Annotated in this window: 21 protein-coding genes; 16 read left to right on the top strand and 5 right to left on the bottom strand. The window is 60.8% G+C overall.

Going from position 1 to position 20,689, the window contains the following annotated elements:
• Nucleotides 1–92 precede the first annotated feature (92 nt).
• The 15 genes from trpS to trmB all read left to right on the top strand — a co-directional run bounded on the left by trpS (nt 93) and on the right by trmB (nt 13,765).
• Complete coding sequence (gene trpS, locus B9A97_RS19260; protein ID WP_084367231.1) at nt 93–1,160, top strand: tryptophan--tRNA ligase; 1,068 nt, start codon at nt 93–95, stop codon at nt 1,158–1,160.
• Nucleotides 1,161–1,236: 76 nt separating this feature from the next.
• Entirely contained in the window at nt 1,237–1,728 is a 492-nt protein-coding gene (locus tag B9A97_RS19255; protein ID WP_084367228.1) for a universal stress protein, read from the top strand.
• 107 nt (nt 1,729–1,835) lie between these two features.
• Nucleotides 1,836–2,399 (top strand): NifU family protein, encoded by a 564-nt coding sequence (locus tag B9A97_RS19250; protein WP_084367225.1) that lies wholly within the window; start codon nt 1,836–1,838, stop codon nt 2,397–2,399.
• Nucleotides 2,400–2,418: 19 nt separating this feature from the next.
• On the top strand, nt 2,419–3,081 hold the full coding sequence (tsaB, locus tag B9A97_RS19245) for a tRNA (adenosine(37)-N6)-threonylcarbamoyltransferase complex dimerization subunit type 1 TsaB (RefSeq protein WP_084367222.1): 663 nt from the start codon (nt 2,419–2,421) through the stop codon (nt 3,079–3,081).
• Between the two features lie 115 nt (nt 3,082–3,196).
• Nucleotides 3,197–3,694 (top strand): GNAT family N-acetyltransferase, encoded by a 498-nt coding sequence (locus B9A97_RS19240; protein WP_084367219.1) that lies wholly within the window; start codon nt 3,197–3,199, stop codon nt 3,692–3,694.
• A gap of 71 nt (nt 3,695–3,765) precedes the next feature.
• A complete protein-coding gene (locus tag B9A97_RS19235) occupies nt 3,766–4,194 on the top strand; it encodes a Fur family transcriptional regulator (protein ID WP_084367375.1) in 429 nt (142 codons plus the stop codon).
• A gap of 33 nt (nt 4,195–4,227) precedes the next feature.
• Nucleotides 4,228–5,028, top strand: a complete 801-nt coding sequence (locus tag B9A97_RS19230) for a lyso-ornithine lipid O-acyltransferase (protein WP_084367216.1) — start codon at nt 4,228–4,230, stop codon at nt 5,026–5,028.
• Between the two features lie 51 nt (nt 5,029–5,079).
• The gene (miaB, locus tag B9A97_RS19225; protein WP_084367213.1) at nt 5,080–6,480 is read left to right on the top strand and encodes a tRNA (N6-isopentenyl adenosine(37)-C2)-methylthiotransferase MiaB; all 1,401 of its coding nucleotides are present in this window, start codon (nt 5,080–5,082) and stop codon (nt 6,478–6,480) included.
• A 40-nt stretch (nt 6,481–6,520) separates the two neighbouring features.
• Nucleotides 6,521–7,576 carry a PhoH family protein gene (locus B9A97_RS19220; RefSeq protein WP_084367210.1) on the top strand — a complete coding sequence of 352 codons (1,056 nt, stop codon included), beginning with the start codon at nt 6,521–6,523 and terminating at the stop codon, nt 7,574–7,576.
• Between the two features lie 17 nt (nt 7,577–7,593).
• Nucleotides 7,594–8,100 carry an rRNA maturation RNase YbeY gene (gene ybeY, locus B9A97_RS19215; protein ID WP_084367208.1) on the top strand — a complete coding sequence of 169 codons (507 nt, stop codon included), beginning with the start codon at nt 7,594–7,596 and terminating at the stop codon, nt 8,098–8,100.
• A 12-nt stretch (nt 8,101–8,112) separates the two neighbouring features.
• On the top strand, nt 8,113–9,285 hold the full coding sequence (locus B9A97_RS19210; protein ID WP_084367203.1) for a hemolysin family protein: 1,173 nt from the start codon (nt 8,113–8,115) through the stop codon (nt 9,283–9,285).
• Nucleotides 9,286–9,427: 142 nt separating this feature from the next.
• The gene (gene lnt, locus B9A97_RS19205) at nt 9,428–11,017 is read left to right on the top strand and encodes an apolipoprotein N-acyltransferase (protein ID WP_084367373.1); all 1,590 of its coding nucleotides are present in this window, start codon (nt 9,428–9,430) and stop codon (nt 11,015–11,017) included.
• A 151-nt stretch (nt 11,018–11,168) separates the two neighbouring features.
• On the top strand, nt 11,169–11,588 hold the full coding sequence (locus B9A97_RS19200; RefSeq protein ID WP_084367200.1) for a helix-turn-helix domain-containing protein: 420 nt from the start codon (nt 11,169–11,171) through the stop codon (nt 11,586–11,588).
• 195 nt (nt 11,589–11,783) lie between these two features.
• On the top strand, nt 11,784–13,046 hold the full coding sequence (gene metK, locus B9A97_RS19195; protein WP_084367197.1) for a methionine adenosyltransferase: 1,263 nt from the start codon (nt 11,784–11,786) through the stop codon (nt 13,044–13,046).
• A 2-nt stretch (nt 13,047–13,048) separates the two neighbouring features.
• On the top strand, nt 13,049–13,765 hold the full coding sequence (gene trmB, locus B9A97_RS19190) for a tRNA (guanosine(46)-N7)-methyltransferase TrmB (RefSeq protein WP_179145343.1): 717 nt from the start codon (nt 13,049–13,051) through the stop codon (nt 13,763–13,765).
• Here the strand turns inward: trmB and B9A97_RS19185 are convergent, their stop codons facing one another.
• Together B9A97_RS19185 and B9A97_RS19180 are read right to left on the bottom strand one after the other, a co-directional pair.
• Nucleotides 13,766–14,023: a BQ00720 family protein gene (locus B9A97_RS19185; protein ID WP_084367191.1), complete on the bottom strand. Its 258-nt coding sequence runs from the start codon at nt 14,021–14,023 to the stop codon at nt 13,766–13,768.
• Nucleotides 14,024–14,071: 48 nt separating this feature from the next.
• Nucleotides 14,072–14,500, bottom strand: a complete 429-nt coding sequence (locus B9A97_RS19180) for an Hsp20 family protein (RefSeq protein ID WP_084367188.1) — start codon at nt 14,498–14,500, stop codon at nt 14,072–14,074.
• A 138-nt stretch (nt 14,501–14,638) separates the two neighbouring features.
• Between B9A97_RS19180 and B9A97_RS19175 the strand changes: the two genes are divergently transcribed.
• Nucleotides 14,639–15,586 (top strand): nucleoside hydrolase, encoded by a 948-nt coding sequence (locus B9A97_RS19175; RefSeq protein WP_084367186.1) that lies wholly within the window; start codon nt 14,639–14,641, stop codon nt 15,584–15,586.
• Between the two features lie 55 nt (nt 15,587–15,641).
• On the opposite strand, the gene B9A97_RS19170 is transcribed toward B9A97_RS19175, so the two are convergent.
• The 3 genes from B9A97_RS19170 to rmuC all read right to left on the bottom strand — a co-directional run bounded on the left by B9A97_RS19170 (nt 15,642) and on the right by rmuC (nt 20,345).
• Entirely contained in the window at nt 15,642–17,981 is a 2,340-nt protein-coding gene (locus B9A97_RS19170) for a methyl-accepting chemotaxis protein (RefSeq protein WP_084367183.1), read from the bottom strand.
• Between the two features lie 166 nt (nt 17,982–18,147).
• Complete coding sequence (locus B9A97_RS19165) at nt 18,148–19,050, bottom strand: ribokinase (protein WP_084367180.1); 903 nt, start codon at nt 19,048–19,050, stop codon at nt 18,148–18,150.
• Between the two features lie 47 nt (nt 19,051–19,097).
• Nucleotides 19,098–20,345 (bottom strand): DNA recombination protein RmuC, encoded by a 1,248-nt coding sequence (gene rmuC / locus B9A97_RS19160; protein WP_084367177.1) that lies wholly within the window; start codon nt 20,343–20,345, stop codon nt 19,098–19,100.
• Between the last annotated feature and the right edge of the window lie 344 nt (nt 20,346–20,689).

Here is a 20,689-nt window from a genome sequence, read left to right as displayed (position 1 = left end):
GCCTGCCTCTTGATTGTGCGATAGGCGAAGTGCATAAGCGCCACCGTTATCAATCGCGAGCCCAGGCCTTCCACCCGCCTGTCGAGGACATCATGAGCGAATTCAAGCCACTGGTTTTTTCCGGCGTTCAACCCACCGGCAATCTGCATCTCGGCAACTATCTTGGTGCCATCAGGAAATTCGTAGCGTTGCAGGCCAATAACGACTGCATCTACTGCGTCGTCGATCTGCATGCCATCACCGCACAGCTGGTGCATGAGGACATGCCGAACCAGATCCGGTCGATCACCGCGGCGTTTCTGGCAGCCGGCATCGATCCGCAGAAGCACATCGTCTTCAACCAGTCGGCCGTGCCGCAGCATGCGGAACTCGCCTGGATTTTCAATTGCGTCGCGCGCATCGGCTGGATGGAGCGCATGACCCAGTTCAAGGACAAGACCGGCGGCAAGAATGTCGAACAGGTGTCGCTGGGGCTGCTCGCCTATCCGAGCCTGATGGCCGCGGACATTCTCGTTTATCGCGCCACCCATGTGCCTGTCGGTGACGACCAGAAGCAGCATCTGGAACTCGCCCGCGATATCGCCATGAAGTTCAACCTGGACTTCGCCGATCGCATCCGGGCGTCCGGTACCGGCGTCGATATCACGGTTGGCGAAGAGCCCGTGCATGCCTATTTCCCGATGGTCGAGCCGCTGATCGACGGACCGGCGCCGCGTGTCATGAGCCTGCGGGACGGCACCAAGAAGATGTCGAAGTCCGACGCTTCGGATCTCTCGCGCATCAACCTGATGGATGATGCCGACACGATCTCGAAGAAGATCAAGAAGGCCAAGACCGACCCCGACGCATTGCCGAGCGAAGTCGAAGGCCTCAAGGGTCGTCCGGAAGCCGACAATCTCGTGGGCATCTTCGCCGCATTGTCCGACCGCACCAAGGCCGACGTGCTTGCGGAATTCGGCGGACAGCAGTTCTCCGTCTTTAAGCCGGCCTTGATCGATCTGGCCATCACGACGCTCGCTCCCGTGAATACGGAGATGCGTCGGTTGATGGCCGATCCTGGCCATATCGACGCGGTTCTGCGCGATGGTGGTGCACGGGCTCGGGCGCGGGCTGAGAAGACCATGAAGGAAGTCCGCGACATCATCGGCTTCGTGCAGTAAGGTCCATGCGTCGCGGCGGGTAAACCGGAGCCCGCCGCAGGGCGGCAGAAGCATGATCCGGGGGCGGGGGAAGACCATGGTTTCAACGCGCCTGTCACGTCAGGAAGGCCATCGGCGAAAGTTCATGGCCGTCATCGACGGGACACCGGAATGTTATCGCGCGGTGCATTATGCCGGGCGTCGTGCCAAGAATTCCAATGGCGGGCTGGTGCTCTTGTACATCATCCCCGATGGCGAGTTCCAGCAATGGCTTGGCGTCGGTGAGATCATGCGGGCCGAGGCGCGGGACGAGGCGGAGACCTCGATGGCGCGGGCGGCCCAGACCGTGCGGGAGACGATCGGCATCGAGCCGGAGATCGTGATCCGCGAGGGCAGCGCAGCGGCCCAGATCCACAGCCTGATCGAAGAAGACCGGGATATTGCGATCCTGGTGCTGGCGGCAGGATCGGCCAAGGATGGACCGGGGCCTCTGGTGTCCATGATCGCCGGTCGAGCGGCGGCCTTTCCTATTCCGGTCACGGTGTTGCCGGATACGCTCACAAACGAGGAAATCGACGCGCTCTGCTGACTTTGGCGCGCGACAAATATCAAATCTGGCCTTGAAGCAGGGTTTGATCAGGCATATTTTGGAAATATTCTAAACAGAACGGCCTGACATGGCCGACGGAGATTCCGATGTTTATCCAGACTGAAGCCACGCCGAACCCGGCCACCCTCAAGTTCCTGCCTGGCAAGGTTGTCATGGAATCCGGCACCGCGGATTTTCGCGATGCGGCCAGCGCTGAAATTTCCCCACTCGCGACGCGCATCTTCGCGGTCCCTGGCGTTTCCGCTGTTTATTTCGGCTATGACTTCGTCACCGTGACGAAGGAAGGCCCGGAATGGCAGCACCTGAAGCCGGCCATTCTCGGCGCCATCATGGAGCATTTCATGAGCGGCACGCCCGTCATGGCCAAGGCCGGCGGTGCGGAGCAGGACGATCTGGAAGAAGAATTCTTCAATGCCGGCGATGAGACCATTGTCGCCACCATCAAGGAATTGCTGGAGACGCGGGTCCGTCCGGCCGTTGCGCAGGATGGCGGCGATATCACCTTCCGTGGCTTCCGCGATGGCAAGGTCTACCTCAACATGAAGGGCGCATGCTCCGGTTGCCCCTCGTCCACCGCGACCTTGAAGCACGGCGTGCAGAATCTGTTGCGCCATTTCGTGCCCGAGGTGCAGGAAGTCGAGGCGGTCTGACTCCAGGCCGAGCGCACAGATGATCCTTCTTGCCATCGATACCGCCGGCGCTGACTGCGCCGCCGCTGTCTATGACAGCGGTCGCGGTATCGTGCTTGCCGAGCAGACCGAGACCATCGGCAAGGGACATGCAGAACGGCTGATGTCCCTTATCGACGCCGTGATGGCCGAAGCCGGCCTGAAATTGGCCGCGGTCGAGCGGGTAGCCGTGGTGATCGGTCCGGGTTCGTTTACCGGCATTCGCGTCGGTGTCGCCGCGGCGAGGGGCCTTGCTCTCGCGCTCGGTGTGAAGGCCGTCGGCGTGTCTACTCTGGCCGTCATCGCTGCCGAAGCTTTGGAGCGCCGGGGCGATGCGGATGATCGCCCGGTCATCGCCGTTATGGATGCCAAGCGCGACGAACTGTATCTCCAGGCTTTCGCTTCGTCGGGAGCGGTGCTTTCTCCGCCGACGGTCGCCTCGATGGAGGAGGCGAAGGACCTGGCCGCGGCCTATCCGGGTGCTGAGCTTGCCGGTTCGGGCAGCTGCTTGCTGTCCCAATCTGCTGACCCGGGCGGCGCCGACCGCTTCCCGATCCGGCTTGTCGCCCGCCTGGGCGTGTCTTCCACGGACCAGCCGAAGCCGCTCTATCTGCGGGGTCCTGACGTTCGTCCACAGGAAGGTTTTGCCGTCGCACGAATTTAGCTCGGCTTGACAATCTTCGCTCGGGTTGACGTTCCGGAAAGGGCCGCCGGGTATGATGGGTTGATCGAATTCCGGCCATTTGCCGATTCGAGAGGCAAACAGACCTGGAACCGCAATGTCAGACAGCTTTTTTTCCCGCAAACCCGAATTCGAAATCGTCGACATGGTCCCGGAAGATTGTCCGGAAGTATCTGTCCTGCACGGACAGCGTTTCGCCAGGCCCTGGGGTGATGGCGAATTCCTGAGCCTGCTGCTGCAGCCGAATGTCTTCGGCTTCGTCGCGCGCCAGACCAATGCGCTGATCTTCAAGCCGCCGATGGCCGGCTTCGTGCTCGCCCGTGAAGTGGCGGGCGAGGCGGAAATCCTGACGGTCGCGGTTCATGAAAAGCAGTCGCGTCATGGACTTGGCTGGCGGCTGATGCAGGCGGCGATCCGGCATGCAGAAGCGAGCGGCGGCCAGGAAATGTTCCTGGAGGTCGATGACGGAAACGCCGCCGCCATTGCGCTTTATCGCAAGCTCGGCTTCGAAAAGGCGGGAGAACGCCCTGCCTATTACGAGGACCGCAAGGGCCGGAAATCGGCGGCGCTTGTCATGAAGCGCGATCTTCGGTAACTGCCTAGGCATTCCGGCGCTCATGCAAAGCGGCTAATATCCGGAACATCTTTAGTTTGATGCGGGATGCCATGACGGAAACGGTCAAATCGCTGGAGGAACTCTGCGTCGAGCGCGGTATGCGCATGACGGAGCAAAGGCGTATCATTGCCCAGATTCTCGAGGGCTCCGACGATCATCCCGATGTCGAGGAATTGCATCGCCGCTCGGTCAAGGTCGATGCCCGCATCTCGATTTCGACCGTCTATCGCACCGTGAAGCTGTTCGAGGATGCCGGCATCATAGAGCGCCATGACTTCCGCGACGGCCGCTCCCGCTATGAGACCGTGCCCGAAGCCCATCACGATCACCTCATCGATCTCAAGACCGGCGTGGTGATCGAGTTCCATTCCCCCGAGATCGAGGCCTTGCAGGAGCGGATCGCCCGCGAATATGGCTTCCGCCTTGTAGACCACCGGCTTGAACTCTATGGCGTGCCGCTAAAAAAGGAAGACAAGTAGAGCCATGGGCATATCGGCGGGTGACTGCGCGTCATGAGTTCGTTGCGCATCGGCTTCGTTGTCTTGGGCCTTGCCTTGCTGGCGCTGCTTCTTGCTCCAGTCCAAATCATTGGCCTTTTGTTTGACTTCCGTTATCGCCGTCGTCTGCCCCGTGTCTGGCACCGCGCCGCCTGCTGGATGCTGGGTATTCGCATCCATGTCCATGGTGAACCCGACCGCCGCCGTCCCCTGATGCTGGCCGCCAACCATGCCTCATGGAAGGATATCCTGATCCTTGGCAGTCTCTGCGACGTCGCCTTCATTGCCAAGACGGAGGTCAAGAGCTGGCCGGTCTTCGGCCTTCTCGCCCGCTTGCAGAAGACGATTTTCGTCACCCGCGAGGACCGCCGCCGTACCGGCGACCAGGTCGGCGAGATCGCCCAGCGCATGGCGGACGGCGAAGTGGTCGTGCTGTTTCCGGAAGGCACCACCTCGGATGGAAACAGGCTGCTCGGCGTGAAATCCTCGCTTTTCGGGGCAGCAGCGGCGGCACTGCCGCTCGCGCCAGAAGGCGTGGTGCACATCCAGCCTGTATCCATCGCTTATACGCGCGTCTATGGCATGCCGATGGGGCGCTATCATCGCCCTATCGCCAGTTGGCCGGGGGATGTTCAACTCGTGCCCCACCTTCTGGGGGTGCTCCGGGCGGGTGCCATCGATGTGGATGTCACCTTCGGTCCGGTCATGGATTGCACCTCTCAGACCAACCGCAAACAACTCAGCGCCGGCATCGAGCAGGAGATCCGCCGCATGCTGCAGCATCACCTGATGGGACGCCATCTGCGCAAGATGTGATCCGCGATCTTTTTGGTTTTATCGCGGACGAAAACACACTAAATAGCCGCCATGACCCAAGATCTCGCAAGTGATATCGCCCCAGACAGGCCGGCGCCCCTGACCAATAGCCGCAAGGTCTTCATCAAGACCTATGGCTGCCAGATGAACGTCTATGACAGCGGCCGCATGGCGGACGCTCTGGCGGCGGATGGCTATGTCTCCACCGAGGTCATGGAAGACGCCGATCTCGTGCTGCTGAACACCTGCCATATTCGCGAGAAGGCCGCCGACAAGGTCTATTCGGCGCTGGGCCGCCTGCGCGAGACGAAGAAGGCACGCGCCGCCGAGGGTCGCGAATTCATGATCGGCGTCGCCGGCTGCGTGGCGCAGGCCGAGGGCGAGGAGATCTCGCGTCGGGAACCCGCCGTCGATGTCGTGATCGGTCCGCAGACCTATCACCGGCTGCCACAGGCCCTGCAGCGCGCCCGCACCGGCGAACGCGTTGTCGATACCGAATATGCCCTGGAGGACAAGTTCGAGCATCTGCCCGATCCGGTGAAGACCGCCGGCAAGCCTCGCAATGTCACGGCCTTTCTCACGGTTCAGGAGGGCTGCGACAAGTTTTGCACCTTCTGCGTCGTGCCTTACACGCGCGGTTCTGAAGTCTCCCGCCCGCTCGACCAGATCGTGGCAGAGGCCGAAAAGCTGGTGGCCAACGGTGTGCGCGAACTGACCTTGCTGGGCCAGAACGTCAATGCCTGGCACGGCACCGCTGCTGATGGTTCGGCATTGGGACTGGGCGATCTCCTGTATCGTTTGGCGGAAATCGAGGGGCTGGCCCGCCTGCGCTACACGACGAGCCATCCACGCGACATGGATGATGTCCTGGTCGAGGCGCATCGCAAGCTCGACAAGCTCATGCCCTATCTGCATCTGCCGGTGCAGGCCGGCTCTGACCGGATCCTGAAGGCGATGAACCGTCGCCACAAGGCAGAGGAATACATCCGCCTCATCGAGCGCATCCGGGCCGCTCGTCCCGATATCGCGCTCTCGGGGGATTTTATCGTCGGCTTCCCGGGAGAAACGGACGAGGATTTCGAGGCGACGCTCGATCTGGTCCGCCGCGTTCGTTATGCCCAGGCTTATTCCTTCAAGTATTCCACCCGTCCGGGCACGCCAGGCGCTGATCTGAAGGATCAGGTGGCCGAGGAGGTCAAGACCGAACGGCTGGCGCGGCTCCAGGCTTTGCTCTTGGAACAGCAGCATGAATTCGCCGAGTCTTGCGTTGGAAAGGTGATCGATCTCCTGCTGGAGAAGCCTGGACGCATGCCCGGACAGCTGATCGGACGCTCTCCATGGCTCCAGTCTGTGAATGTTGATGCAAAAACATCGCAAATCGGTGACATTATAAAGGTACGAATCACCTCAACCGGACCAAACAGCTTGTTTGCCGAGGTGGCAGAGAGCTAGAGTGGGGCCCGGATCGGACAACGAGCAGGAGCCTCGCCGCTTGAACGCACAAGAATTGGTATCTTCACAACCGCGCAATTCCCGCAACACAGTGACCGACGCCAATCACTTTATCTTGACGTTCGAGAACAACAGGTTTGCCAGCGAGCTGTTCGGGCAGTTCGACCAGAACCTGAAGCTCCTGGAGGAGCGCCTGAGCATCGAGGCGCGCGCGCGGGGTAATTCCGTTTCCATTTCCGGCGATCTGGTGGCCACCAATCAGGCACGACGGGCGCTCGATTTCCTGTATGCCAAGCTGCAGAGCGGCGGATCCGTCGAGATCTCCGATGTCGAAGGTGCGATCCGCATGGCGGTGGCGGCTGACGATCAGTTGAGCCTGCCGACGATGGAGCGCAAGGCGAAGCTGTCGATGGCCCAGATCTCCACGCGCAAAAAGACCATCGCCGCCCGCACGCCGACGCAGGATGCCTATATGCGGGCGCTGGACCGCTCGGAACTGGTTTTCGGCGTTGGCCCGGCCGGTACCGGCAAGACCTATCTTGCGGTGGCGCATGCCGCGCAGCTGCTGGAGCGTGGTGTGGTCGATCGCATCGTGCTGACGCGCCCTGCCGTGGAAGCCGGCGAACGTCTCGGCTTCCTGCCGGGCGACATGAAGGAAAAGGTCGATCCCTATCTGCGCCCGCTCTATGACGCGCTCTACGACATGATGCCGGGCGATAAGGTCGAGCGCGCCATTACCGCCGGCGTCATCGAAATCGCGCCGCTTGCCTTCATGCGCGGGCGCACGCTTTCCAATGCCGCCATCATCCTCGACGAAGCACAGAACACCACATCGATGCAGATGAAGATGTTTCTGACGCGTCTGGGTGAAAACGGCCGCATGATCATCACCGGCGATCCGAGCCAGGTGGACCTGCCACGCGGCGTGAAGTCCGGTCTGGTGGAGGCCCTGCAGATCCTGAATGGGATCGAGGGCATTTCGGTCGTCCGCTTCAAGGATACGGATGTGGTCCGCCATCCGCTCGTAGGGCGCATCGTGCGGGCCTATGACGCGCAATACGCCGTTCACGACGAAAGCGAGCAGCTCGACCGCTAGGTAGGGCGACGAAATCAATGCCCGAATTCGACATACAGATCTCGATCGAAGCCGACGGTTGGCAGCCGGAGCAGGAGCTGGAGGCGCTGGCCTCCCGCGTGTTCCAGGCGGCTGCGGCTTATATGATCGCTGAGGAAAAGCAGCCGTTCCCACCTCATGGCACGGAAATTTCGCTGGTCTTCACCGACGATGCCGCCATCCGCGAGGTCAATGCCGAATGGCGCGGGCAGGACAAGCCGACCAATGTGCTGTCCTTTCCGGCCTATCCGCTGACCCCGGGCGGCATGCCGGGACCCATGCTCGGCGACATCATTATTGCCCGGGAGACGGTGGCACGGGAGGCCGATGATCTGGAAAAGCCCTTTGCGGATCATCTGACCCATCTTATGGTACATGGATTCCTCCATTTGTTCGGCTACGATCATATGAATGACGCAGAAGCCGAGATAATGGAGAGCCTCGAGACTGGAATTTTGGCCACGCTCGGCCTATCTGACCCCTATGCAGGCCAAGGCCTGGTTTGATAGCTTGGTAACATGAACGATTTGACGACAAGACCGGCCGGACGGGCCGCAGAGGATCGCGATAGCGGATCCTCAGACGAGGGCGGAAGTCCTTTACGAACCGAGGGTGGCAGACCCCAGTCTTCATTCTGGGGCCGCGCCGCCCGGTTGTTGCGACCTTTGCAAGGGTCAAGCCTTCGTGAAAACCTCGCGGACGCGCTCGTCAATGACGCTGGCGCGGGCGACGCTTTTTCTCCGGAAGAGCGCGCCATGCTCCACAACATCCTTCGCTTCCGCGAGGTGCGTGTCGAGGACATCATGGTTCCACGGGCCGATATCGAAGCCGTGGACCAGAATGTCAGCCTGGCGGAACTGCTGACGCTGTTCGACGAGTCAGGGCGGTCGCGAATGCCGGTCTACCGGGAGACCCTGGACGATCCGCGCGGCATGGTCCATATCCGCGATCTCCTGTCCTACCTGACAAAACAGGCGCGCAACAAGCGCCGCAACGGGGCGAAAGCCGCCGCGTCAGAGCAGCCGGACGGCGAAAAGGCGGAAAAAACACCACGGACACCCAGGCCGGAATTTGACCTTGCGCGTGCAGACCTGTCGAAAACCGTGGCAGAAGCCGGTATCATCCGCAGCATCCTCTTTGTTCCTCCGTCCATGCAGGCGTCCGACCTCATGTCCCGCATGCAGGCGGCCCGCACCCAGATGGCGCTCGTGATCGATGAGTATGGCGGCACGGATGGATTGGTGTCGCACGAAGACATCGTGGAAATGGTCATCGGCGATATCGATGACGAGCATGACGACGAAGAGGCCTTGTTCACCCGGATCTCTGACGATGTCGTCATTGCCGACGCCCGTATCGAGCTGGAAGAAATCGCAGAGGCCATAGGCCCAGACTTCGACATCCGCGATCAGATCGAGGACGTCGACACACTGGGAGGGCTTATCTTCTCCGAACTGGGGCGCATTCCCGTTCGCGGGGAGGTGGTTCAAGCATTGCCAGGCTTCGAATTTCATATTCTCGACGCCGATCCGCGCCGGGTGAAGCGGGTCAGGGTCATTCGCAAGCGTCCGGCCGCCCGCCGTCGCCAGAGCAAAGGCGAGATGGAACTGAACGGGCCTGCGCAGGATCGACCATTGGATCGCGGTCCCGAAGAGGGTCCGCAGAGCGAAGGTGCCGTATCTGACGCCTGATTCTTGTCGGGCACGTTTTTCAATCGCGCGCTACATCTCTTGCGCCAGTCCGTGGACAGGCGCAGAAGCGTCGGCCGGGACAAATCCCCGTTTTTTTGAAAGACTGCCGGCGAGTTGATTCGCCGGAACTGAGAGGATGCGCATGGAAGGTCTTGCTGGCAGGATCATGCTGACCTGGGGCCTGCGGCGGTTCCTCCTGACCTGGCTGGCCGGTGCTGTTGCGGCCCTTGGCATGCCCCCCATCGGCTTTTTCGCCGCGATGTTCCTCTCGTTCACGCTGCTGGTCTGGTTGCTGGATGGCGCGACCGGCGGGCCGGAAAGCGGCTTCTTCGGCACGCTACGGTCTGCCTTTGTCATCGGATGGACCTTCGGCTTCGGCTATTTCGTGGCAGGACTCTGGTGGCTGGGCAATGCGCTGATGGTCGAGGCGGACGAGTTCGCCTGGGCATTGCCACTGGCGATCCTTGGTCTGCCGGCGGTGCTGGCGGTTTTCTATGGCCTGGCCACCCTGCTGGCGCGGGTGCTGTGGACGGATGGCCTGGGGCGGATCGTGGCACTCGCCGCCGGCTTTGGCCTTGCCGAATGGCTGCGCAGCGTCGCGGCCACGGGATTTCCCTGGAATGCGATCGGCTATGGCGCCATGCCAATCCCGGTCATGATGCAATCGGCCCATGCCATCGGTGTTTTTGGGGTCTCGGCACTTGCCGTCTTCGTCTTCGCCACGCCAGCCTTGATCGCCACGGGCAAGGGCATGCGCCGAGGGATTTTTCTGGCCGTCATCGCCACAGCGGCCCATTTCGGCTACGGCGCCTATCGCCTCCAACTGCCTGAACCTGATGAGGCAGATCTCAAGACCGTGCGCCTGGTCCAGCCTGTCATCGACCAGGCAGTCAAGCTTGAAAACGACGACCGGGAGGCAGTCTTCGCCGAACATCTGCGCCTGTCCCAGCTTCCGCCTGAGGACGGGGGCAAGCGTCCGGACCTCATCGTTTGGCCGGAGACCTCCATCCCCTTCATCCTGACGGAAAACCCCGACGCCTTGACGCGGATCGCCGACATACTCGAACCCGGCCAGGTTCTTCTGACCGGGGCCGTGCGATCGGAAGATCAGGGGCCGGGCAATCCGCCTCGCTACTACAATTCCGTGTATCTGATTGATGATCAGGGCCAGATCTTGGCGGCCAGCGACAAGGTGCATCTGACCCCGTTCGGGGAATATGTTCCCTACGAGGCCTTGCTGCGCAGGCTGGGTGTCAACAACCTCGTCAGCCTGCCCGGTGGGTTCTCCGCGGCCGCGGCCCGCAGCACGCTCAAGCTGCCGGACGGGCCGGAATTATACCCACTCATCTGCTATGAAATCATCTTTCCGGATGAGATGGATGTACAACTTGAGCGCGCAGGTGCTATACTCAACATTACCAACGACGCCTGGTTTGGCAATACGCCCGGACCCTATCAGCATTTTCTGCAGGCCCGGTTGCGCGCCGTAGAGAATGAAGTCCCTGTCATACGAAGTGCGAACAGTGGTATTTCAGCAACAATTGATACACGCGGTCGTATTATCTCGGGTGTCGGATTTAATGTAAAGGCAATCCAAGATTCAACCGTCAATTTTAAAACTGTTCCAGATCGGAACATAACGTTTGCACAACGTAATTTCTGGTTGTTATTGGCCGCTCTTTCGGCATTTGCATTGATTTCACGTCTGGGTTTTATTTTTCGGAAGAATTGACCAAAAACCCCTAAAATTGCATAGTGACTGTGACCGCCGGACTGGAAGTATGCTTTAGGTTGCGTTGCAATTCATACACGCTACGATAGGGCCATCCCACAAGCAGGCCGGGTGACGGGCCAAAATTACCAACTGTTGTCAGGATCAAATCATGATCGAGAATAAGAAGAAGCCGAATCCGATTGACATCCACGTCGGAAGTAGGATTCGGCTTCGCCGTACGATGCTTGGCATGAGCCAGGAAAAACTGGGCGAGGCGCTGGGCATCACGTTTCAGCAGATTCAGAAATACGAGAAGGGCACCAACCGCGTTGGTGCCAGCCGGTTGCAGAACATCTCGAGCATTCTCAATGTTCCCGTCTCCTTCTTCTTCGAGGATGCGCCGGGCGAGCAGGCCGGTGGTCCAACCGGGATGGCAGAGGCTTCGAGCTCCAACTATGTGGTCGACTTCCTGTCGTCCTCCGAAGGCCTGCAGTTGAACCGCGCATTCGTGAAGATCGGCGATCCCAAGGTGCGCCGCCGGCTGGTGGACCTGGTCAAGGCCCTGGCCGCTGAAAGCGACGGCGAGTAACCTCCAGCGACACGGTATCGGGCGGCCTGAGAGCCGCCCTTTTTTGTTGCGCGGCTATTGTCTGTCCGCGCGGCACAAGGCGGATGACCCGCCTGATATTGCCCACATAAAGATATATTTATGTCGTTGTGCGCTTGTTTTTCGCCCTCGAACTGAATATTGAGAACGAAGCTTGTTCTTTGAGGGGAATCCCGCATGCGCGCTAACTATCTTTTCACCAGTGAATCCGTTTCCGAAGGTCATCCGGATAAGGTTTGTGACCGTATTTCCGACGAAATCGTCGACCTGGTTTATCGCGAAGCCGCCAAGACCGGCATCGACCCCTGGACCGTGCGCATCGCCTGCGAAACGCTTGCAACCACCAACCGCGTCGTGATCGCCGGTGAAGTGCGTCTGCCTGCCAGCCTCCTGAAGAAGGACAAGGATGGCAACATCGTCAAGGATCCCTATGGCGAGCCGGCGGTCAATCCCTCCAAGTTCAAGTCGGCTGCGCGCAAGGCGATCAAGGACATCGGCTACGAGCAGGATCGCTTCCACTGGAAGAATGTCAAGATCGACGTGCTGCTGCACGCCCAGTCGGCCGACATTGCCCAGGGCGTTGACAAGGCAGCCGACCAGCAGGGTTCCGAAGGCGCTGGCGACCAGGGCATCATGTTCGGCTACGCCTGCAAGGAAACGCCGGAACTGATGCCGGCGCCGCTTTATTACTCGCACCGCATTCTCGCCCTGCTGGCAGACGCCCGCAAGAAGGGTGTTGGCGAAGCCGGCAAGCTCGGCCCCGATGCCAAGAGCCAGGTGACCGTGCGCTATGTCGATGGCAAGCCGGCGGAAGCCACCTCGATCGTCCTGTCGACGCAGCATCTCGACGAGAGCTGGGATTCGGCCAAGGTTCGCTCGGTTGTCGAGCCCTATATCCGTGAAGCTCTCGGCGACCTGAAGATTGCCGACGATTGCGCCTGGTACATCAACCCCACCGGCAAGTTCGTGATCGGTGGTCCTGACGGGGACGCCGGCCTGACCGGTCGCAAGATCATCGTCGACACCTATGGCGGCGCAGCACCCCATGGTGGCGGCGCTTTCTCCGGCAAGGACACGACCAAGGTCGACCGCTCCGCAGCCTATGCCGCGCGCTATCTGGCCAAGAACGTCGTGGCCGCCGGCCTCGCCGACAACTGCACCATCCAGATTTCCTACGCCATTGGCGTGGCCCAGCCGCTGTCGATTTATGTCGACCTGCATGGCACCGGCAAGGTGACGGAAGATCAGGTCGAAGCCGCGATCCGCAAGGTCATGGACCTCTCGCCGACCGGCATCCGCAAGCATCTCGACCTGAACAAGCCGATCTACGCCAAGACCTCCGCCTATGGCCATTTCGGCCGCAAGGCTGGCCGCGATGGTTCGTTCTCCTGGGAGAAGCTTGATCTCGTCAAGCCGCTCAAGGACGCCATCAAGGGCTGATGATGTCGCAGGAGCGCCGCAACAGGTCGACCGAAGCCTTTTTCGGTCGACGCAAGGGAAAACCCCTTAGGGACCAGCAGGCGGCGCGCCTGGAAAACCTGATGCCCACGCTGGCGGTCGATCTGTCGACCCCCGCGCCGGCTGATATAAAGTCGCTATTCCGGCACCCCGTCACGGCTGTGCGGCTCGAAATCGGATTTGGTGGCGGGGAGCATCTCGTCCATCGGGCAACGGAGAATCCCGAGACCGGCTTCATCGGCGTGGAGCCTTTCGTCAATTCCATGGCGAAACTGCTGGCCAGCGTCGAAGAAGCTGGGCTGAGCAACATCAGAACCCATGATGACGATGCGACGCAGCTTCTTGATTGGCTGCCGGCCGGTTGCATAGACCAGATCGATCTTCTCTATCCCGATCCCTGGCCGAAGCGGAAACACTGGAAGCGCCGCTTTGTTTCGCAGGTCAATCTTGAGCGATTTAATCGGGTGCTGAAGCCCGGCGGATTGTTCTGCTTTGCATCCGATATCGATACCTATATCGACTGGACGCTGATCCATTGCCGTGACCATGGCGGTTTTGACTGGACGGCGCGCAACGCGTCGGACTGGACCACGCCTTTTGCCGGTTGGCCTGGAACGCGCTACGAGGCCAAGGCGAGGCGAGAAGGCCGGGGCTCGGCCTATCTCACGTTCAAGCGTATCGAGAAAAAAATCCAGCGATAGTCAGTGCAGGCTGACGGTCTTCAGGTCGTCCTCGGCAGCCTTGAAGAAGGTGCTGGAGCGATTATCCGTCAAGAGGATGGGTGTGCCGTCAGCGGCAAACAGGGCCCAGAGGTCCAGGTTGGGATCGATCTCCGGGGCTTCAGGAAAGCACCGGGAAACCTCTTCGACACGCATTTTTCTGATGTAACCGACTTCGCCCGCGCCAATATGCGCCAGTTCGGATTGCGACAGTCGGGCATTCGCTTCTTTTAACAACATTCCGATTCTCCACCAGATGCAGGGAGCACGGCATTCAGGCCGTTGAGCCTATAGTGAAGGAGAAATGTTAATTTTCCGCACCACATGGGTCGAACTGGGATCGGTCAATTCAATGATCAGCAATCCCTTGCGCAGCGAGGCACCGACCACGTCCATGCCGTCCTTGAGCTGGAAGCTGCGCTGGAACTGGCGGCGGGCGATGCCGCGGAAGAGGAAATCGCCATCGTCCCGCAGTGTCTGGCGGCCGCGAATGATCAGCTGGCCCGCTTCCACGAGAACCTCCAGCTCGTTCTCCGAAAAGCCGGCAACGGCCAGCGTCAGGCGCAACCGCTCGGTCTCGTTGTCGTCCTTCCGCACGAGGCGCTCGACGTTGAATGGCGGGTAGCCGTCGCCGCTGCGGGCGATTTCGGCAAGCACGGCCGCACTGGCATCGATGGCAAGCAGGATCGGCGTCCCGGCGACCTTGGTGCGGCTCATGCAGTTTTATCCTTGCCCCGTCCTTCATATGGCTGTGAGGCCAATGTGGGGTCGCTGCGGAGCGGTTGCAAGACGGGAGGCGCTTGACAAGGCATTTGCGCCGCGTGCAACAAGCAGCGGACAAAACGAGGTATTCCCATGACAGACATCCGCAAGATCATCATTGATACCGATCCGGGACAGGACGATGCCGCCGCGCTGATGCTGGCCTTTGCCAGCCCGGCGGAGCTGGAGGTGCTGGGCGTGACCGTGGTGGCGGGCAACGTGCCGCTTTCCTATACCAGCAGGAACGCGCGGATCGTCTGTGAGCTCTCGGGCCGGTCGGACATGCCAGTTTATGAGGGTGCGGTGAAGCCGCTCGAGCGGCCGCAGGTCACCGCCGAGCATGTGCATGGCAAGACCGGCCTCGATGGCGCCGAAGTGCCGGAGCCCGTGATGCGGGTTCAGGCCCAGAATGCCGTGGATTTCATCGTCGAGACCCTCAGGCGGGAACCGGCCGGAACAGTAACGCTCTGCACGCTGGGACCGCTGACCAATATCGCCATGGCCCTGATGCAGGCCCCTGACATTGCTCCGCGCGTTCGCGAACTGGTCATGATGGGCGGTGGATTCTTCGAAGGCGGCAACATCACGCCGGCGGCGGAGTTCAATATCTATGTCGACCCGCAGGCTGCGGACATCGTCATGAAGTCCGGCATTCCGATCGTCATGATGCCGCTCGATGTCACGCATCAATTGCTGACGACCAAGGCACGGGTGCAGCGCATTGCAGCGCTGGGCACGCGGCCGGCTGAGGTCATGGTTCAGTGGCTGCAGTTCTTCGAGCGGTTCGACGAGGAGAAATACGGGTCGGACGGTGGCCCGCTGCATGATCCAACCGTTATCGCCTATCTGCTGAAGCCGGAGCTTTTCTCCGGGCGCGATTGCAATGTCGAGATCGAGACGCGCTCAGAACTCACGGTTGGAATGACCGTTGTCGATTGGTGGCGCGTGACGGACAGGCCCGCCAATGCGCGCTTCATGCGCCATGTCGATGCGGATGGCTTCTTTGACCTGCTGATCGAACGGTTCGGCCGCCTGGGCTGAAATGGCGACAGACAGGCCGGTGCGGTCCTGCGCACCGACCCGTTGGTAAAGGTAATTAAAACTCCTGCCAGTCGGCCTCGACAGCCGCGGCGGAGCGTGCTGATCCCGCCGCCTGCCGTTGTGCCGGGCGCCTGGCCGGGGCTGCCGGTTGAGCCGAAGCGGTGGGAGCGCGCATCGCTGCGGCCGTGGCGTGAAGCGGGTTCCGCGTCTGGCTGTCGGAAACGGCAAACCGGCTCACCAACTGCCGCAAGCCCTCGGCCTCGCCACTCAACACGCGGCTTGCGGCCGTGGTCTGCTCGACCATCGCGGCATTCTGCTGGGTGACTTGGTCCATCTGGTTGACGGCGGAATTCACTTCCTTGAGGCCTGTCGCCTGTTCGCTGGCCGAGGCTGAAATCTGGCGGACCAAATCGTTGATCTGCATGACCTGATCGGCGATCTTCTGCAGGGCGCCGCCGGCACGGCCGACCAGTTCCACCCCGTCATTCACCTGGGCGCTCGAGGCGTTGATCAACGTCTTGATTTCTTTCGCCGCACCGGCCGAACGCTGCGCCAGTTCGCGGACTTCCTGGGCCACGACGGCGAAGCCCTTGCCCGCCTCGCCGGCGCGCGCCGCCTCGACGCCTGCATTCAGCGCAAGCAGGTTCGTCTGGAAGGCGATCTCATCGATCACGGCGATGATGCGCGAGATCTCCTGCGACGACTGGGCAATGCCTTCCATTGAAGCGACAGCTTTGCGCACGACATCTCCGGATTTCTCGGCGTCCTGACAGGCGGTGCTGACCGTGTTTGCCGCCGCATTGGCATTGTCGGCACTCGAATTGACCTGTTCCGTCAGCTCATTGAGGGCCGCAGCAGTCTCTTCCAGGCTGGCCGCCTGCTGTTCTGTACGCCGGGAAAGATCCATCGCACTGTCGCTGATCTCGCTCGTTCCGCTGCCGATGTGGTCGACGGCGGCGCGCACCGCCAGGATGGTCTCTTCCAGGCTGGCCACGGCGCCGTTGAAATCCTCCTTCAGCTGCGCATATTTGCCCGGAAAATCCTCTTGGATGCGATAGGTCAGCTGCCCGCGGGAAAGTGCTGCCAGTCCGGCTCCCAGAATGGAAACGATCCGTTGCTGCAGTGCCGCAGCGGCATTTCGCTCGCTTTCAGATTGACTGCGCTCCGCTTCCACATTCTGCCGCTGCGTGGCTGCTTCCGCCTCCAGCGACCGAGCCTCGGCAAGGCGATGACGAAAGCCTTCCAGGGCCTTGGCAACCATTCCGACTTCGTCGTTGCGATCCTGTCCGGCGACAGCGGCGTCATATTGCCCGTCGCGAAGCCGATCTACGGAGCCCACCAGGCCATGCAGAGGCGCCTGCACAAACCGCCGGACCGCCAGCCACAGGGCCACCACCACCGCCACCAGGACGATCAGTCCGCCAAGCACCATCAGATAGGTCTGGTCATTCACTGCACCGTTGATCGCGCTGTGCGGAATATCGACCATCACGGCCCAGGTGGCATTCACGCCGGGAACGGCGAAGGGATAGACAAGACGATCGTAGCTTCCCATGGCTTCCGAGCTGAGATCGGTAATGATGGTGGCCTGGCCCGATTTCAGGCTGCTGTTCAGGACGTCAGCCGCCTTTTCCTCATACGGCTTCATCAGCAGCTTGTCGTCGGGGGCAACCAGCCATTGCCCGCCCTGGCCGACCAACAACACGCGGCCATTGCCGAAGGGGGTCAACGCCTTCAGCTTCTGCGACAGAGCTGCAAGAGAGATGTCCACCCCGGACACGCCGATAAATTTGCCTGCGGAAAAGACGGGGTAGGCGATCGACGTCATGGTCGTTGGGACCTCAGTACCTTCTGCAAGGTAAGGCGCCGTGATTGCACCCTTGCCGCTCTTGGCGGCCAGGGCATACCATTCCGCGGCATAATCGTTCTTGAACGTCGAGAATTGTATGCCGCCCGCCTGGGTCTTGGACCAGTAGGGGGTGAAGACACCGTTGTCGTTGCCACCAAGTTCGAGATTCTTGACGACGTCTTCCTGGCGGCCGTCAAAGGCCTTGATCTCCTCGCAGAACCAGCTGCCGAATGCGAAGGCGTTCTGCTCCACATTGGCCTTGAGGATATTGATCGCCCCTTTGCGGTCGAAGGACTGCTGCTCATGGCCGCGGCCGAGCACGCCGGCCATGGAGCGAGCGGCACTCGCAAGCGCTCCGACATCGCCGGCCACTTCGCTGGCAATTGCCTTGGCTTCGCTATCCGCCTGATCCATGGTCAGCGATTGCACCCGATCGCGTGTTTCAGAGATCAATACCAAGTTGGAAAGCGCCAGCACGCAGGCAATCGCGATGCCGGTGACGATCAGCAGCTTGGCTGCAATCGACTTCGAACGAAAGAGGTTCATCTCAAGGTGCCTCGCAAGACGGACGCCGCCGGGCTCCGGCGGTCACGCAATGGATCGGTTTCGCCCGGTCATAGGCTGTCTTTGTGGCAAGCATCGCCGACGCCGAAGGCTACCTTGAAGATGTTTAACGCCGTCTAAAAGACAGCGGCATTCTGTTGCACTGCACTCAAACCATCCGGCGGTTGACGTCCTCAGCCAAGGGGATCGACGGCTGCGCCCCGTGCTTCAGGCAGGCGAGCGAGCCGGCGACGGCCGCCCGCTCCAGCGCCGATTGAAAGTCCAGCTTCTGATCGAGCCCGGCTGCAAAATAGCCGCAGAAGGTATCGCCGGCTCCGACCGTGTCGACCGGCTCGATCTTGAGCCCCTTGGCGGTGTGGATTTGACCTTCATGGATGGCGATCACGCCATCGGCGCCAAGCGTCACGATCAAGGTCTGCCGCGTCTCCGCATGCAGGCTCTTGAGCGCTGACAGCCTGTCCTCCGCCGTCATGTCATCCTTGCCCGCCAGCCGCTCGAATTCCGTCTCGTTGGCGATGACGATATCGGCCATTCGGCCCAGGCGGGCAGCATCCGCCGTCAGCGGGGCGATATTTATGACCGTCGTGACACCGCGCACGCGTGCCTGGCCAAGCGCGCGTTCCACGGATGCGGCAGGAACTTCCAACTGCAGCATCAGAATGTCGCCAGACGCCATCGAGGCGATGGCTGCATCGGCATCCGCCGGGGTGAGCGTTCCATTGGCGCTGGCGACGACGGCGATGACATTCTCGCCCTTGTCATCGACCAGAATATGGGCGGTTCCCGTTGGCAGGCTGCTGCGTGCCACCGCGCCGAGATCAGCGCCTGCTTCCTTCAGCAGCGCAAGCGCCGGTTCGGCAAAGCCGTCATTGCCCACGGCGCCGATCATCCGCACGCCGGCACCGGCCCGCCGGGCAGCCAGCGCCTGGTTCGCGCCCTTGCCGCCGGCCGCCGTGGTGAAGGCGTGGCCTGCCACGGTTTCGCCGGGCAAAGGCAGGCGCTCCACGCTGGCAATCAGGTCCATGTTGATCGAACCGAAGACTGTAATCATCTGCTGTCATGTCCTTGAGAATATTCTGATGACTTTGGCCGCAAGCCTCAGTCCTCGTCAACCACCCTGAGCTTCAGCAAGCCGGTTCGGCTCTCGGCGGCGCGATCGGGCACGGGAACGGGTGCAGGCGTGGGCGATGAAGGCGGGGAAATCGCCTCGAACTCCAGAGCCTCGATCTTGGCGCCGCGTTTCGTGATCTTGTCGGCCGATGTCATGATCATCTCGACATCGCGCTGTGCCGCAAGGAAATGGGCCTGAAGCTTGCGGGTCCGGTCATCAAGGCGGCCGAGATCTTCCATCAGATGCAGCACTTCGCCCTGGATCAGATGCGCCTGCTCGCGCATCCGCTGGTCCTTGAGAACCGCCTGGATCACCTGAAGCGACAGCATCAGTAGGGATGGCGAGACGATGACGATCTTTGCCCGCTGCGCCCGCTGCACGACGGTTTCGAAATGCTCGTGGATCTCGGCAAAGATGGATTCCGACGGCACGAACAGGAAGGCCATGTCCTGGGTTTCGCCGGGGATCAGGTATTTCTCGGAGATATCACGAATATGCACGTCCATATCGCGACGGAACTGCTGGGCCGCTGTCTTGCGATCCTCGGCATAGTCGCTGTCGCGAAAGCTGTTCCAGGCCTCCAGCGGAAACTTGGCATCGATGACAAGCGGCGGTGCGTCGTTCGGCATGCGCACGGTGCAGTCAGGTCGCGAGCTATTGGACAATGTCGGCTGGAACTCGAAGGCGCCCATCGGCAGCCCGTCGCTGATGATGGCTTCCATGCGCGACTGGCCGAAGGCGCCGCGGGTCTGCTTGTTGGACAGAATCGCCTGCAGGCTCACCACATCCTTGGCCAAGGACTGGATGTTGTTCTGTGCCGCGTCGATGACGGCCAGACGCTCCTGCAGCTTCAGCAGGTTTTCATGGGTGGACTTGGTCTGTTCATTGATCGACGTGCCGAGGCGATGGGTCATGCCATCAAGCCGCTGGCTGATCGCCTGGTTGAATTCGGCCTGGCGGTTGCCGAACACTTCGGAAATCGCCGCCAGCCGCCCCTGCATCTCCGCCTGCGAGCGCAGGAGATCTGCCATGCGCGCCGCGGCTTCCGCCTCCCGCCTTTGTGCCTCGATCGCGACCTCTTCCCGCAGGCGCCGGCCGCGCAGGGTGAGAATCAGCGCCGTCAAAAGCACCAGCAACACGAGTGCAGCCGCCGTCACCACAATGAAAAGCGGTGAAATTGCCTGGTCGCCGATGAATATCTCGGGAAATGCGGATGGCGCAGCTGTTTTTTCCATAGCCAAATTACCTATCAGATTCTTTCAACGATGCCAGATCAAAGGGGGAACGGTCATTGATAAACAAGGCTGTATTTAAACTAGGAAGGGTGGATTGCGCGAAACTGCGGTTTTGCACTCACACTTGAAAAACAAGTGGTTTTATTTTCCTGAATGACTATTCTAGCCACAATCAAAAATTGAAATGGCCCATTTTTGGACTTGTCCGCAAAAGCCTTGTTTTGCGGGGCTTCCGAAGGTTCTTATTTTAGAAACTACAGAAATAACCTGCTAAAAATCATAGTTTCCGGAAGGAAAATTTAAAACCTTCCGTTGTCTCATACCAAAAATGGGCGGGCTTTATG

Source organism: Rhizobium sp. RU36D (assembly GCF_900176345.1).
Classification (GTDB): Bacteria; Pseudomonadota; Alphaproteobacteria; order Rhizobiales; family Rhizobiaceae; genus Allorhizobium.
The sequence above is the reverse complement of the archived record's forward strand: the minus strand, read 5'-3'. Positions and strand labels throughout refer to the sequence as shown.